Raw genomic sequence first — 14,767 nt, 5'->3', positions numbered from 1 at the left:
GACCGAAAACCTCGCCCTTCGACGAGCTCAGGGTGAGGTTTTCGACTGAGCCGCAATAGTCCTCACCCTGAGCCTGTCGAAGGGCGAGGGCGGCTCCTCTGACTATGCCGCTCTACGATTGCTGAACGGCCGCGTTGCCAGGATCTCGGCGCCGAGGTGCGCCTGGGGCTGAACCTCCAGGCCCAGTTCGCGAAGGCTGTCGGCCAAGGCGCGGCGGGGCTGCTCGTCCAGCAGAGCGCTGGCGTCAACGACCAGCGTCCCGCCGGGCCGCAGCATGGTGTAGGTCGCGGCGATGACGGCGCGCGCGTCGTGCAGGGTCGGGCACTCCAGGACCAGCAACACGTCGCTGCGTTCGTCAGCCGCCCCGCAGGTGGCCCGGCGAGCTGCTTCGACGCGCTGATAGCCGCGACGCCATAGCTGGCACATGGCTTCGCCCGCGCCGGGGCCGGCGACGGCCACGAAGCACAGCGGCGTGGCCTCGGCCAGGTCCAGCATGCGGTCCAGGGCGGGATTGATCCCTTCGGTCGGAACGCCCAGCAGGAACTGAGCGGCCTGACGGAGTGGGTGGGGCGACATGGTCGGTAAGCCTTCTTGAAGTCGCCATCGGGCGACGAACGCCGCCTGTCTTGCGCCCGGAGCGCATAAGGGCTCCATGCGAAACCAGAACGTCCGCCTAAGGGCGACGTAAGGATCACCGATGATCTGGATCCCCATCACCGTCGTCGCCACGGTCTTCCAGGTGGCGCGCAACGCCGCCCAGCGCTCGGTCATGGGCGGAGCGGGGCCGTGGGGGGCGACCCTGGTCCGTTTCCTGTTCGGCCTGCCGTTCGCCGCCGTTTTCGCCCTGATCGCCGTGCTGGCGACGCCGGGGCTCGATTTTCACCCGCACGCCAGGTTCTGGGTCGCCTGCGTCGCCGGGGCGGCGTTCCAGATCGGCGCGACGGCGGCGATGCTGACGGCGATGCAGCGCTCTTCGTTCGCCCTGGGCACGGCCCTGCAGCAGAGCGGCCTGCCGTTCGCGCTGATCTTCGGGGCGCTGGTGTTCAAGGACCACGTCGGCCCGGTCGCCTGGACCGGCGGACTGATCGCGACCGGCGGGCTGGCCGCGTTGTCGTGGCCGCGGGGCGAGGTGGTGATCCGCCAGGGCGCGGTGCTGGCCGGACTGACCTCCGGGGCCTTCTTCGCCCTATGCGCAAACTGCTTCCGGCAGGCGGCCCTGGCCCTGGATCCCGTCCATCCGCCGGCCGCCGCCTTCACGACCGTGCTGGTGGTTCAGGCCATCCAGACGGTCGCCCTGACCAGCTATCTCGCTTGGCGCAATCCGGACTCGCTGAGGGCGGTGGTCGCCGCCTGGCGGCAGTCGCTGGGCGCGGGGTTCTGCGGCGCGGCGGCCTCCGGCCTGTGGTTCACGGCCATGGCCTTGTCGCCCGTCGGGCCGGTGAGGGCGGTCGGTGTGGTCGAAATACCGGTCGCCGCCATCGCCGGACGTCGTCTGTTCAAGGAGCGTCTGACTCTGTTCCAGATCGGCGCCTGCGGCATAACGGCGCTCGGGGTCGTCATGGCCGCGCTCGGCTAGATTTCGCCATGTTCGGGTGCTTGGCCAACTTGGCCGCAAAAGCCTTCGAAAACCCCGCTAATAGACCTTGAATTCAACGCTTTCGCAGGGCACACGGGCGGGCGTCGGCGTGCTTTTGGCCGTTCGGACGACGGCGCGGCCAGGGGGCTGCGCTCCCGTCGAGCGGTCAGGCCTGCCAACCGGATCGAAATCCGCCAAATGCGGGAATCATGTTGTCCTCGCATTGAATTGAAGTAGGAGCCTTTTCTTCTCCGTCGACCCCGTCTCAGGGACGGAAAAGGCCTTCTTCTTCCGATCTGACGTCTTATTTCTACCGCCTGTAACGCCCCTCCTACCCCTCAGTCAGGGCTTTCAATGTTTTCTTCCCTCTTCGGCGTGATCTCGAACGACATCGCCATCGACCTCGGTACGGCCAACACCCTCATTTACATGAAGGGCAAGGGGATCGTTCTGAATGAACCGTCGGTGGTCGCCCTGCGCAATGTCGGCGGTCGCAAGATCGTCCACGCCGTGGGCATCGAGGCCAAGCAGATGCTGGGTCGCACCCCGGGCCACATGGAAGCCATCCGCCCGATGCGCGACGGCGTGATCGCCGACTTCGAAGTCGCCGAAGAGATGATCAAGTACTTCATCCGCAAGGTTCACAACCGCAAGGGCTTCGTGAACCCCAAGGTGATCGTGTGCGTGCCGTCGGGCGCCACCGCCGTCGAACGTCGCGCCATCAACGACAGCTGCCTTAACGCTTCGGCCCGCCGCGTGGGCCTGATCGACGAGCCGATGGCCGCCGCGATCGGCGCCGGCCTGCCGATCCACGAGCCGACCGGCTCGATGGTCGTCGACATCGGCGGCGGCACCACCGAGGTGGCCGTGCTGTCGCTGTCGGGCATCGTCTATTCGCGCTCGGTCCGCGTCGGCGGCGACAAGATGGACGAGGCGATCATCAGCTACATGCGCCGCCACCATAACCTGCTGATCGGCGAAACGACCGCCGAGCGCATCAAGAAGGAAATCGGCACCGCTCGCGCGCCGGCCGACGGCGAGGGGCTGTCGATCGACGTCAAGGGCCGCGACCTGATGCAGGGCGTGCCGCGCGAAGTCCGCATCAGCGAGAAGCAGGCCGCCGACGCCCTGGCCGAACCGGTCGGGCAGATCGTCGAAGCCGTGAAGGTGGCCCTGGAAGCCACCCCGCCGGAACTGGCCAGCGACATCGCCGACAAGGGCATCATGCTGACCGGCGGCGGCGCGCTGCTGCGCGGCCTGGACGCCGAAATCCGCGACCACACCGGTCTGCCGGTCACCGTGGCCGATGATCCGCTATCGTGCGTGGCCCTGGGCTGCGGCAAGGTTCTCGAGCATCCGAAGTGGATGAAGGGCGTCCTGGAATCCACGCTGGCCTAAAGCCGGTATTGCTCTAGAGGCGCCTGGGGGGCGTCGGGAGAAAATACGTGCCCTTTCGCGAAGGTCCCCTCGGCGACCTGAAAGTGCCGCTTACCTGGACGGCGGCGGTGGCCCTGATCGTCGCGGCCGTCATCGCTGTCGCCTTCCTGCTGGCCGATCGTCGCGAGACTCTCCAGGAGCAGGCCTATGGCGTCACCCGCCAGACGGTGGACGTCGTCGCCCGGCCGGTCAGCGGCGCCATCGCCGCGCCGGGGCGCTGGACGGGCCTGGGCCTGGACTATGTCCGCAGCTACTTCTTCATCGCCTCGGAGAACCGTCGCCTGAAGACCGAGCTGGCCGAGATGCGCCAATGGCGCGACCGCGCCCTGGACCTTCACGACCAGAACGAGCGCTTCAAGAGCCTGCTGGGCCTGCGCACCGATCCGCCGATCCCGATGGCCTCGGCCCGGGTGGTGGCCGACAGCCGCGGCCCCTTCGCCAATACGCGCCTGGCCGACACCGGCTCGGAACGGGGCGTCGAGGTCGGCAATCCCGTGCTCAACGAGCGCGGTCTGGTCGGTCGCGTGGTCGGCGTCTCGCGCGGCGCCAGCCGGGTGCTACTGCTGACTGACATCGCTTCGCGCACGCCGGTGATGATCGACCGCACGAACGCCCGCGCCATCCTGACCGGCGACGGCGGCCCCAACCCCAAGCTGGAATATCTGCGCGGCGTGGATCCGATCCAGCAGGGCGATCGTGTTGTCACCTCGGGTGACGGCGGCGTGGTGCCGCGCGGCCTGCCGGTGGGCGCGGCCGTGAAGGGCCTAGACGGTCGCTGGCGCGTGGTGCTGTTCGCCGACCAGTCGTCGATCGACTACATCCGCATCCTGCTGTTCAAGGACTTCGCCCAGCTGGCCGACGAGAAGCAGCTGGAAGCCAAGTCCCTGCCGCCGGTGACGACCGAGGATCCGCAGACCTCGATCCTATCCGCGCCGAAACCCGCGACGACCACCGCGAGCCAGCCGGACACGACGCCGGCGCCGTCCGCCGCGGCTCAGCCCAAGCCGGCGGCCCAGAAGCCCGCGACGACCAAGCCTGCCGCGCCCAAGCCCGCCACGACCGCGACGCCCGCGCCGACGGGAACGCCCCGATGAGCATGAGCGGCGGTCGAGCGCTCAATCCCGCCCGTTGGCTGGGCGTGCCGATGCTGCTGTGCATTTTCGCGACGATCCTGTTCGCCGCGCCGATCCGCATCTGGGGCCTGCAACTGCCCGAGCCGGTGTTCGCCATGGTCCCGGCCTTCGCCTGGGCGATGATCCGTCCCTCGATCCTGGCCCCGTTCGCGCTGTTGATCCTGGGCCTTTTCCTGGACATCTTCTGGGGCGGTCCCACGGGCCTGTGGGGTCTGTCGCTGCTGGTCGCCTACGCCATGGTTCTGATCCTGCGCAACGCCATGACCGGCCAGAGCCGGCCGATGATGTGGGCCTGGTTCGCCGGAGTCACGGGCGTCGCCATGATCGCCGGCTTCCTGTTCACCATGCTCGACAGCCTGGCCATGCCCAGCCTGCTGGCCGTTTTCTGGCAGTTCCTGGTCACGGCGCTGCTGTTCCCTTTCGCCCACCGCCTGGTCGATCGCTTCGAGGACGCCGACGTGCGGTTCCGGTGAGACCATGAGCGAACCGTCCATCTTCTTCTTCGAGGTCAATGAGCGTCAGGGGGTCTTCCACCGGCGCGCGTTCCTGTTGGGCGGCCTGACCGGCGGCGGCCTGCTGGCCCTGGGCGGACGGCTGGCGCAGCTGCAACTGGTCGAGGCCCAGCGCTACCAGAAGCTCTCGGCCGGCAACCAGTTCAATTACCGTCTGGTGCCGCCGCCGCGCGGCCTGATCCGCGACCGCAACGGTGTGTCGCTGGCGTCCAATCGACCGAACTTCCGGCTGATCATCAACAAGGACAAGGGCCTCGACGCCGAGGCCGTCATGGACGACCTCTCCAAGCTGGTCCCGATCGACGGTTCGCGTCGCGCCCGTGTTCTCAAGGAGCTGGATCGCGCCCCGCGCAAGGCCCCGGTCGTGGTCATGGAGGACCTCTCCTGGGAGGAGTTCTCACGCGTCAACATCCGCGCTCCGGAACTGCCCAGCGTTACCGCCGACATGGGCGAGGTGCGGGTCTATCCGTTCGGCGGCGCCTTCGCCCACGTGATCGGCTATGTCGCCAAGGTCTCCGACCGCGACCTGGAGGCGGCCAAGGGCGACACGACCCAGGACCAGGAGTTGCTGCACCATCCGGGCTTCCGGATCGGCAAGCAGGGCGTCGAGAAGGCGTTCGACAAAGCCCTGCGCGGCCGCGCCGGCGCCACCAAGACCGAGGTCGACGCCCAAGGTCGCGTCGTGCGCCTGGACCCGGCCGGCGACGTGCCGCCGACCCCGGGCAAGGAAATCCTGCTGACCCTGGACGCCGACATCCAGAACCGCGCCCTCGAGGTGATGGGCGAGGAAAGCGGCGCCATCGTCGTGATGGACGTGCGCAACGGCGACCTGCTGGCCATGGTCTCGGCCCCCAGCTTCGACGCCAACCGTTTCGTCAAGGGCCTGTCGGGCGCCGAGTACAAGGCGCTGGCCGAGTACGAGCGCAAGCCGATGCTCGACAAGTCGCTGACCGGCGTGTTCCCGCCGGGCTCGACCTTCAAGCCGACCGTGGGGCTGGCGGCGCTGACCGCCGGCATCAATCCCGAGGTCCGCGTCAGTTGCGGCGGCAGCTGGTACTACGGCGGCCGCACCTGGCGGTGCTGGGAGCCGCGCGGCCACGGCTCGCAGAACCTGCACGAGGCGATCAAGAACTCCTGCGACATCTATTTCTACCAGACGTCGCTGAAGATCGGTCCCGACGCCATCGCCAATGCCGCGCGGGCCATGGGCTTCGGGCAGATCTACGACATCGGCATTCCCGGCCAGAAAAGGGGCAATGTCCCCGACCCGGCCTGGAAGAAGCGGGCGTTCAAGAAGAATCCAGCCAACCAGACCTGGTTTCCGGGCGAGACTCCCAGCTACGGGATCGGGCAGGGGGCCCTGACGGTCAACGCCCTGCAGCTGGCGGTGATGACCTCGCGCCTGGCCAACGGCAAGAAGGCGCTGGTCCCGCGTCTGATCAAGTCGGTCGGCGGGGTGGAACAGCCCAGCGGCGCCGCCGTGCCCGACCTGCCATTCTCCACCGAGCACCTCAACTATGTCCGCGGCGGCATGGCGGCCGTGGCCAACGACGTGCGCGGCACGGCCTACAAGCAGAGCCAGCTGGGCCTGGGCGACGTGCAGATGGCCGGCAAGACCGGCACCGCCCAGGTTCGCAGCTATGACGGGGTCAAGAACCGCAAGGGCTACGCCACGACCTGGCGGCTGAAGGACCACAATCTGTTCGTCGCCTTCGCCCCCTATGACGACCCGCGCTACGCCGTGGCGGTCATCATCGAGCACGGCGGTCTGGGCGGCGCCACCGCCGGCGCGCCCCGCGCCCGCGAGGTCATGCGCGTGGCCCTGCTGAAGGATCCCGAGATCCGCGCCCGTATCGAGAGCCCCGCGCCGCTGCCCGAGGTCGCCCCGGAAGACGTCATGGAAGGCGTCGCGCCGGACGATCCCGTCGAAGGCGCCGCGCCGCCCGCGCCCGATGTCGGCGCGCCGCCGACCGTTCCGCCGACCACGCCCCAGGGAGGGCAAAGATGACCTTGAGCGGCGGCCTGACCCGGCCCGGCGAACGCGACCGGCCGATCATCAAGTTCATGGAGGTCGACTGGACCTTTTGCCTGGTGCTGGCGATGATCGCCGGCGTCGGCGGCCTGATGCTGTTCTCGATCGCCGGGGCCTCTTGGGAGCCCTGGGCCGACAAGCACCTGCTGCGCTTCGGCGTCTATTTCATCATCATGATCGCCCTGGCCATGTGCGACCTGCGCTGGTGGTTCGCGGCCGCCTATCCGATCTACATCGTCGGCTTGATACTGCTGGTGGCCGTCGATCTGGTCGGCGACATCTCGCTGGGCGCCCAGCGCTGGCTGCAATTGGGTCCGCTCCGCTTCCAGCCGTCCGAGGTGATGAAGATCGGCCTCGTGCTGGCCCTGGCCCGCTACTATCACGGCCTGTCGTCGGACAGCGCCCGGCTGTCCTGGCGCCTGCTGATCCCGGCGGCGATGATCGGCGTGCCGTTCCTGCTGGTCGCCAAGCAGCCCGACCTGGGCACCGCCATCCTGATCGCGGCCACGGGCGGGGCGATCATGATGCTGGCCGGCCTGTCCTGGCGAGTGATCGCGGCCCTGGGCGCGATGGCGGCCGTGGCCATTCCACCGTTCATCATGTTCGGATTGCATGACTACCAGCGCAACCGGATCCTGACCTTCCTGAACCCCGAGCAGGACCCGTCCGGCGACGGCTACCACATCCTGCAGTCCAAGATCGCCCTGGGCTCCGGCGGCCTGCTGGGCAAGGGCTTTGGCCTCGGCTCGCAGAGCCAGTTGAACTTCCTGCCCGAGAAGCAGACCGACTTCATCTTCGCCACCCTGGCCGAGGAGTTCGGCTTCGTCGGCTGCTTTGGCGTGCTGTTCCTGTACGGCGCGGTGATCTTCATGGCCCTGCGGATCGCCTCGATCAGCCACAGCCACTTCGGACGCCTGGCCGCGGCCGGGGTGACGGCGACCTTCTCGCTGTACGTGCTGATCAACGGGGCCATGGTCATGGGTCTGGCCCCCGTCGTCGGCGTGCCGATGCCGATGCTATCCTACGGCGGCACCGTCATGCTGACGGTCATGGTCGGCTTCGGCCTGGTCCAGGCCGTGCGGGTGCACCGCTATACCGAAGTGACCAGCGGCAAGGGCTCGTTGATGTAGGGCTGGCTGGTCTCTAAGAGACCAGCGCCGCCTCGGTTGCCCGGATCAGCCCGTCGATGACGCCCGGCTCGGTCGAGGCGTGGCCGGCGTCCCAGACGATGTCGAAGCGCGCCTCGGGCCAGGCCCTGTGCAGCTTCCAGGCGCTGTCCAGCGGCGTGACGACGTCGAAGCGGCCCTGGACGATCCAACCTGGGATGTGGCGGATCTTGTCTATGTTCTTCAGGATCCAGCCGTCGTGCTCGAAGAAGCCCTTGTGGGTGAAGAAGTGGCACTCGATCCGCGCGAAGGCGATCGCGAAGTCCTCTTCATTGAACTTCGGGGGACGGGCGTCGGGGCCGCGCAGCGAGATGGTGTCGCCCTCCCACTGGCTCCAGGCGGCGGCGGCTTCCAGCTGCACGCGGCGGTCCGGGGCGGTGAGGCGGCGGTGGTACGCGGTCATCAGATCGCCGCGCTCTTCCTCGGGGATCGGGGCCAGGAATCGCTCCCAGGCGTCCGGGAACAGCATCGAGGCGCCGTCCTGGTAGAACCAGCCGAGTTCACGCTCGGTCAGCAGGAAGATGCCGCGCAGGACCAGGCCGTCGACGCGGTCGGGGTGCTTGATGGCGTAGGCCAGGGCGAGGGTCGAACCCCAGGAGCCGCCGAACACGGTCCATTTCTCGACGCCCAGATGCTCGCGCAGGCGCTCGATGTCCTCGATCAGGCTCCAGGTGGTGTTGTCCTCGAGGCTGGCGTTCGGACGCGAGCGGCCGCAGCCGCGCTGGTCGAACAGGGTCATGCGCCACTTGGCCGGGTCGAAGAACCGCCGCATGGTGGGATTGACCGCGCCGCCCGGACCGCCGTGCAGGATCACGCAGGGCTTGCCGCGCGGATTGCCGCATTCCTCGTAGTAGATTTCGTGCGGACCGCCGGTCGGCATCCAGCCGAACGAGAAGGGCTCGACCTCGCGGAAGAGGCCCCGACGGCCAACGGAACTCATGGCGGCGGCGGAAGCGTTACGATCCATGAGACGAACCCTAACGTGTTTTTCCGCCGGCTGTGAACGGAGGAAAGCAAAAGGCCTGCCCGATCGCGGGGATTTTCCTCGCGTCGAAAAAGCAGGGCTTTCGTCGAAGAAACACACGGGTCTGCTTCGGCAGGCTCTTGAGGTTTTCGCCTTTCATCCGGTTCTGTATGCTGCCCGCCATGACTCAGCCCGCGCCTGAAGACTATTCCGACGACGAACTGCTCGCGATGCTGAAGCCCGCGCAACAGGCCGAACTGGATCGGCAGATCGGCGAGATGTTCGGGGCCGAGGGCGTTGATCGCGCCGAGGCGCTGTTCGCCATGGCCAGCGTCTACAGCCTGCGCGCGGGCGAGCGCGACGAGGTCTCGGCCCTGGCCATGCTGCAGCTGGCGGCGGCCATGCGGCGACGGGCCGAGCAGATGATCGCGGCGCGGAACTAGCGGGCCCGAAAACCTCGTCCTTCGACAGGCTCAGGATGAGGCTTTCTACTGAGCCTGCCTTGGTCCTCATCCTGAGCTTGTCGAAGGACGAGGATCACGCACGGCGTTACAGCGGGAAACGCCTATCCACCCAGTCGAGGATCGCGGCGTTGACCTCGGCCGGCTTCTCCTGCTGGGTCCAGTGGCCGCTGCCTTCGATCAGCACCTTCTCCAGGTCCGAGATCTGGTCGCCCATGCGGTCGGCCATGGCTGGCGGCAGCACCACGTCCAGCTCGGCCATGATCATCAGGCAAGGGATGCCGTCGATCCGGCGCGGCAGGGTCTCGGCCTTCTCCCAGTTGCGGGTGAAGTTGCGGTACCAGTTGATGCCGCCGGTAAAGCCGGTGCGCTTGAAGGCGTCGACGAAGAAGGCCAGTTCGTCGGGCTCAAGGAACTGGTTGTCGTCTGTCGCCGGGTCGTAGTGGAGCAGGGCGTCCTGCAGGGCCAGGCTCCGTCGTTCGGCCGGGCGGCCCAGGAACTCGTCCTGCGAACTCTTGGGCTTGCGCATGAAGAAGCGGATCGTCCGCTCCGGATCCGCGCCCAGCCGCGCGTCGGCCTCGCCCGGCTTCTGGAAGTGGACGATGTACATGTCCTCGCCATAGGCGTTGCGGAACATCTCGATCGGATCCAGCGGCAGGCGCGGGGTGAAGGGGGTGTTGAGGCCGATTATCCCGGCCACGCGCTCGGGATGCAGCAATGGCATCTGCCAGACGATGATGCCGCCCCAGTCATGGCCGGCGAAGATCGCCTTCTCCACGCCCAGATGATCCAGCAGCCCGACGAGGTCGCCGGTCAGGTGGTCCATGTCATAGGCTTCGACCGCCTCAGGACCCGGGGTCAGGCCATAGCCGCGCTGGTCGGGGGCGATCACCCAGCGGCCGGCGGCGGCCAGGGCGGCGATCTGGTGGCGCCACGAGAAGGCCAGCTCTGGAAAGCCGTGGCAGAAGACGATGGGGACGCCCTGGCGCGGACCGGCCTCGTAATAGGCCATGCGGATGCCGTTGACGTCAGCGTACTGGGGCTCCGGCAGGCCCGGATTCTTGACCGTCATGACCGCGCGTCCTCCCGCGTTTCTAGGTGATTGCTGATCACCCTGAAGCCCCTCGCGGATCCGGGCAAGCTCCATTTCAGCTTCCCGTTTGTTGTTCCGGGCGGGCCAAAGGGCGTAGAAGGCCCGCCATGACCGAGACTGCTCCGCCGCCCGCCGCCGTTCCGTGGCGTCTTGTCCTGCTTCTCGGCGCGCTGACGGCCTTCGCGCCGATGTCGATCGACATGTACCTGTCCAGCTTGCCCGACATCGGTCGCACCCTGTCGGCGCGGCCGGACCAGACCCAGGCCACGCTGGCGGCCTTCTTCGCGGGCATGGCCATTGGTCAGTTCGTCTATGGCCCCCTGTCGGACCGTCTGGGGCGGCGCGGTCCGCTACTGACAGGGATCGGCGTCTACGTCGTCGCGTCACTGGCCTGCGCCCTGGCGCCCAGCATCCACACCCTGATCGGGGCGCGCTTCGTCCAGGCCCTGGGGGGATGCGCCGGAGCGGTGGTGGCGCGCGCGGTCGTGCGCGATCGCTTCAGTCACACCGACACGGCCCGGGTGCTGTCGCTGATGATGCTGATCATGGGACTGGCGCCGGTCCTGGCGCCGCAACTGGGCGGCGTGATCCAGGCGTTCGCCGGCTGGCGAGTGGTGTTCTGGGTCCAGGTCGGCTTCGGCCTGGCCGTCGGAGCCTGGGTGCTGGCGAGCCTGAAGGAGTCCCGCTCGGCGGAGACCCTGGCCCAGGCGCGGTCTGAGAACCCGCTGAAGGCCTATGTCGCCCTCCTGGGCATGCGCCGGCTGATGGGCTACGCGATCGCCGGGGCGCTGAACGGTGCGGTGTTGTTCACCTATATCTCGGGCGCTCCGGACCTGGTGATGGGGACCTATGGCCACACGCCGCTGGTCTTCAACCTGGTCTTCGCCTTCAACGCCGTCGGCATCATCGGGGCCAGCCAGGTCAACCGCCTGCTGCTGCGCCGCAACCTGCCGGACGAGGTGCTGGGCAAGGCGAGCATCGCCTCGATGGTCGCTGCGCTCCTGTTGACCCTGGCGGCCTGGACCGGCTGGGGCGGCCAGTGGACCGTGCTGCCGCTGCTGTTCGCGGCGCTGTCGATCTATGGCCTGATGGGCGGCAACACCATGGCCGGAGCGCTTAGCGTCGACCCCCGCCGGGCCGGCTCGATCTCGGCGCTGATGGGCTCGACCTCGTTCGGCGCCGGCGCGCTGGCGTCGTGGGCTGGCGGCCTTCTGCATGACGGCACTGCCAAGCCGGTGGCCGCCGTAATGTTCGCCTGCCTGGTTGGCTCGGCCCTGTCGATCTTCTTCCTGGCTCTGCCGGGCGGGGAGCGGCGTCAGGCCTAGGCCTGGGACGGCATGGAGAAGCCGCGCCACGCCATCAGCGCCCACCCGCCCATGAACGACAGTCCGCCGATCGGCGTGATCGCGCCCAGGATCCTCGGCGCGCCCAGGGCCATGGCGTAGAGCGAGCCCGAAAAAACCAACGTCCCGACGAAGAACAGGGCCGTGACCAGGCCCATGCCCTTGGCCCCAGCGCGATGCAGGGCGAAGGCTCCGAACACCGCCAGGGCGTGGACCATCTGGTACTGGGCGCCGGTCTTCAGCCACTCAACGGCCTTCCAGCTCTCGATGCCGTGGGCGGCGAAGGCGCCGAAGGCCACGGACAGCAGGGCGCTCAGCGCCGCCAGGCCGGTCCAGGTCCGGGGAGTCCATCCCTCCATCGGCTTACGCTCCGTCACCGTTGCAATCGTCGAGCGCGACCTTAACGTCGTTCATCTGGACGTAAAGCGAAGCCGGCTCCGTAAGCAGCCAGAGTGTTCGCGCGTCCAGAAGGGAGGACGGCATGGCGCTCACCTGGGGCGACGACTACCCGATCCATCAGACGCCCGAGCCCGTGGCCTATGCCGGGACGGATCGGAACTTCTACGACCGCTATTTCTTCAACGGCTATGCCGCGCAGGGCGACGGGAACGACCTGTTCTTCGCCGCCGCGTTCGGCGTCTATCCGCATCTCAACATCGCCGACGCGGCCTTTTGCGTGATGAAGGACGGCAAGCAGGTCAATCTGCACGCCAGCCGCTGGCTGAAGATGGAGCGGATGGACCTGACGGTCGGACCGATCACCATAGACGTGCTCGAACCGCTGCGGCGCCTGAAGCTGACCGTCACTGCGCCGGAGCAGGGGATCGCCGCCGAGATCGTCTTCGAGGGCCGATCCTTCCCGATCGAGGAGCCGCGCTTTGTGCGCCGCAACGGCCCGCGCACGCTTTTGGACTATACCCGTCTGACCCAGAACGGCCGCTATTCCGGCTGGGTCGAGGTCGACGGCGCGCGGACCAGCGTCGACGGCTTCGTCGGTACGCGCGACCGTTCTTGGGGCGTCCGGCCCGTCGGCGCGCGGGATCCGCAGGAACTGGCGCCGCCAGCCTTGCCGCAGTTCTTCTGGCTCTGGGCGCCGTGCAATTTCGACGAAGGCAGCCTGTTCTTCCACACCAATGATGACGAACTGGGCCGGGCCTGGAACCGTCGCGCGCTCTGGCTGGAAGACGGCGGTCGCGAGAACGATTTTGGCGGCTTCGCCCAGTCGTCCTGCGCCATCGACTGGAAGAGCGGCACGCGCCACGCCGCCGCCGCGACGCTCGACCTGGGCGCCGACGGAACCATGACGATCGAACCCAAGACCGAGTTCTTCATGCTGGGCCTGGGCTATAACCACCCGGTCTGGGGACACGGCCTCAACCACGGCGAACTGAAGGTCGAGCGGGAGGACTTTGTCACCGCCGACATGGACCGGAAGATGCCGCATCTGCTGCACGTCCAGGCGCTGAGCGATGTGACCTATGTCGACGGCGCGGGCCGTTCGCGAAAGGGCAGGGGCGTCTTCGAGCAGTTGGCCATCGGTCCGCACGCGACCTCGGGCTTCGCCTCCATCCTGGACATGGCCCCTTGAGCGGCCCCCTCTCGATGAGCTTGGCTGAACGCCTGGAGGCGTATCTCACCCGGACCTGGGGCCAGCCGGTCACGGTCGCCGACCTCTCGCGCATCCCGGGCGGGGCCAGCCGCGAGACCTATCGGTTCGTCGCGAAGGCGGGGGGCGAGGCCAAGGCCCTGATCCTGCGCCGCGACCCGCCCGGCAGCCTGATCGAGACCGACCGCAGCCTCGAATACCTGGCCTTGGAGAGTTTCCACGACCGCGTGCCCGCGCCACGGCCCATCGCCATGGACGCCGAGGGCGCGGAACTGGAGCGGCCGTTCTTCATCATGGAGCGGGTCGAGGGCGGGACGGTGGTCTCGCCGTTCATGGCGATGCCCTATGGCGCCCACGCGCGGACGGTCGGCGAGGCGTTCTTCGACATCCTGGGCCGCATAGCGGGCGCCGATCCCGCCGGCCTGCCGTTGGCCAAGGTCGCCGAGACGCCCGCGCCTGAAGACTGCTGGCGGATCGCCGTCGACCATTGGGCCGCCGTGATCGAGGCCGACGAGCAGCATCCGCAACCGATCGTCCGCGCCGCCATCCGGCTGTTGCGCCGCCGGCCGCCGCCGCCGCCCAGCGCCGTGCGGGTGGTGCATGGCGACTATCGCGGCGGCAACTTCCTGCATGCGCCGGACGGCCGCATCCTGGCGGTGCTGGACTGGGAGATGGTTCATCTGGGCGATCCGCTGGAGGACCTGGCCTGGGCCATAGACCCGCTGTGGAACCCCTTCGATACGACGACCGTCGCCGCCATGATCCCGCGCGACGAAGCCCTGGCCATCTGGTCGAAGGCCAGCGGTCTCACGGTCGATGAGGAGGCCCTGGCCTGGTGGTCGCTTTTCGCCGCCGTGAAGGGCCAGGCGATCTGGACCTCGGCGGCCAAGGAATATCGCGACGGCGGCTTCAAGGAGCCGATCCTGGCGGTGTCGGGCTGGTACACCGCCCGACGGCACGACCAGATCCTGGCCGCCGCGATGCTGCGTCTGGAGGACCTGTCATGACCCCGAGCTTGCCCGATATCCTGGTCGGCAACTTCATGTGCATGGCCGACCCCGGACCGCCCGAACAGCAGGGCGAGTTCCTGGCCGGCAAGGTCGGGCTGGTGGCCCTGCTGTCGCTGCTGGCCGCCCAGGAGGCCGAGCGCGGCGCCGCGGCGCGGGTGGACGAAAACACCCTGATCCGTGCCGCCCTGGCCGAGGCGGCGGCCGACTACGGGCTGGAGGTCGCGGGCCTTCCGTCCACGGACGAGGTCACCATCTCGTCGCTCGACCGCGTCAACGCGGCGGTGCGGACGGCGCTGATCGGCCTGCATGAGGCAGTCGAGGCGCGGAACGACACCGCGCGCCACCACGCGATCCTGCGGCTCTATGTGAAGATGGCCGACCTGCGGCGGCTGGATCTGCCGCCGCTGCCGGCGCGCTGAAGGCGATCCTCGCCG

General features: G+C 68.2%; 15 protein-coding genes. 11 read left to right on the top strand and 4 right to left on the bottom strand.

From position 1 onward, the window contains the following. Nucleotides 1–102: 102 nt before the first annotated feature. Complete coding sequence (locus CSW62_RS16405) at nucleotides 103–576, bottom strand: hypothetical protein (RefSeq protein ID WP_099579600.1); 474 nt, start codon at nucleotides 574–576, stop codon at nucleotides 103–105. Nucleotides 577–697: 121 nt separating this feature from the next. On the opposite strand from CSW62_RS16405, the gene CSW62_RS16400 reads away from it, so the two are divergent. From CSW62_RS16400 to rodA, 6 genes are all read left to right on the top strand, one after another. Continuing rightward, nucleotides 698–1,576, top strand: coding sequence for a DMT family transporter (locus CSW62_RS16400; RefSeq protein WP_099579598.1), 879 nt, complete (start codon nucleotides 698–700; stop codon nucleotides 1,574–1,576). A 354-nt stretch (nucleotides 1,577–1,930) separates the two neighbouring features. Beyond that, nucleotides 1,931–2,974 (top strand): rod shape-determining protein, encoded by a 1,044-nt coding sequence (locus CSW62_RS16395; RefSeq protein WP_004623009.1) that lies wholly within the window; start codon nucleotides 1,931–1,933, stop codon nucleotides 2,972–2,974. A gap of 47 nt (nucleotides 2,975–3,021) precedes the next feature. Continuing rightward, the gene (gene mreC / locus CSW62_RS16390; RefSeq protein WP_099579596.1) at nucleotides 3,022–4,107 is read left to right on the top strand and encodes a rod shape-determining protein MreC; all 1,086 of its coding nucleotides are present in this window, start codon (nucleotides 3,022–3,024) and stop codon (nucleotides 4,105–4,107) included. Then, nucleotides 4,104–4,619 carry a hypothetical protein gene (locus CSW62_RS16385; protein ID WP_099579594.1) on the top strand — a complete coding sequence of 172 codons (516 nt, stop codon included), beginning with the start codon at nucleotides 4,104–4,106 and terminating at the stop codon, nucleotides 4,617–4,619. The genes mreC and CSW62_RS16385 overlap by 4 nt, the downstream gene beginning before the upstream one ends. Before the next feature lie 4 nt (nucleotides 4,620–4,623). Next, nucleotides 4,624–6,666 carry a penicillin-binding protein 2 gene (mrdA, locus tag CSW62_RS16380; RefSeq protein WP_099579592.1) on the top strand — a complete coding sequence of 681 codons (2,043 nt, stop codon included), beginning with the start codon at nucleotides 4,624–4,626 and terminating at the stop codon, nucleotides 6,664–6,666. Further along, nucleotides 6,663–7,820, top strand: coding sequence for a rod shape-determining protein RodA (rodA, locus tag CSW62_RS16375; RefSeq protein ID WP_099579590.1), 1,158 nt, complete (start codon nucleotides 6,663–6,665; stop codon nucleotides 7,818–7,820). The genes mrdA and rodA overlap by 4 nt, the downstream gene beginning before the upstream one ends. 13 nt (nucleotides 7,821–7,833) lie before the next feature. Here rodA and pip read toward each other — a convergent pair whose 3' ends face one another. Then, nucleotides 7,834–8,823: a prolyl aminopeptidase gene (pip, locus tag CSW62_RS16370; protein ID WP_099579588.1), complete on the bottom strand. Its 990-nt coding sequence runs from the start codon at nucleotides 8,821–8,823 to the stop codon at nucleotides 7,834–7,836. A 179-nt stretch (nucleotides 8,824–9,002) separates the two neighbouring features. Between pip and CSW62_RS16365 the strand changes: the two genes are divergently transcribed. Beyond that, entirely contained in the window at nucleotides 9,003–9,263 is a 261-nt protein-coding gene (locus CSW62_RS16365; protein ID WP_099582331.1) for a low temperature requirement protein A, read from the top strand. A gap of 106 nt (nucleotides 9,264–9,369) precedes the next feature. Here the strand turns inward: CSW62_RS16365 and CSW62_RS16355 are convergent, their stop codons facing one another. After that, nucleotides 9,370–10,353, bottom strand: a complete 984-nt coding sequence (locus tag CSW62_RS16355) for an alpha/beta fold hydrolase (protein WP_099579586.1) — start codon at nucleotides 10,351–10,353, stop codon at nucleotides 9,370–9,372. 128 nt (nucleotides 10,354–10,481) lie between these two features. On the opposite strand from CSW62_RS16355, the gene CSW62_RS16350 reads away from it, so the two are divergent. Next, nucleotides 10,482–11,699, top strand: a complete 1,218-nt coding sequence (locus CSW62_RS16350) for a multidrug effflux MFS transporter (RefSeq protein ID WP_099579584.1) — start codon at nucleotides 10,482–10,484, stop codon at nucleotides 11,697–11,699. Here the strand turns inward: CSW62_RS16350 and CSW62_RS16345 are convergent. After that, nucleotides 11,696–12,076 (bottom strand): DUF423 domain-containing protein, encoded by a 381-nt coding sequence (locus tag CSW62_RS16345; RefSeq protein WP_099579582.1) that lies wholly within the window; start codon nucleotides 12,074–12,076, stop codon nucleotides 11,696–11,698. The genes CSW62_RS16350 and CSW62_RS16345 overlap by 4 nt on opposite strands. Nucleotides 12,077–12,198: 122 nt before the next feature. Between CSW62_RS16345 and CSW62_RS16340 the strand changes: the two genes are divergently transcribed. The 3 genes from CSW62_RS16340 to CSW62_RS16330 are packed head-to-tail and all read left to right on the top strand — an operon-like array spanning nucleotide 12,199 to nucleotide 14,752. Next, on the top strand, nucleotides 12,199–13,305 hold the full coding sequence (locus tag CSW62_RS16340; RefSeq protein WP_099579580.1) for a hypothetical protein: 1,107 nt from the start codon (nucleotides 12,199–12,201) through the stop codon (nucleotides 13,303–13,305). Between the two features lie 14 nt (nucleotides 13,306–13,319). Continuing rightward, nucleotides 13,320–14,330, top strand: coding sequence for a phosphotransferase family protein (locus CSW62_RS16335; RefSeq protein WP_099579578.1), 1,011 nt, complete (start codon nucleotides 13,320–13,322; stop codon nucleotides 14,328–14,330). Continuing rightward, nucleotides 14,327–14,752: a hypothetical protein gene (locus CSW62_RS16330; RefSeq protein ID WP_099579576.1), complete on the top strand. Its 426-nt coding sequence runs from the start codon at nucleotides 14,327–14,329 to the stop codon at nucleotides 14,750–14,752. The genes CSW62_RS16335 and CSW62_RS16330 overlap by 4 nt, the downstream gene beginning before the upstream one ends. Nucleotides 14,753–14,767: the final 15 nt, after the last annotated feature.

The organism is Caulobacter sp. FWC2, from assembly GCF_002742625.1.
In the GTDB taxonomy this organism is placed as follows: domain Bacteria; phylum Pseudomonadota; class Alphaproteobacteria; order Caulobacterales; family Caulobacteraceae; genus Caulobacter.
This window is presented reverse-complemented; position numbering and strand designations above follow the sequence as displayed.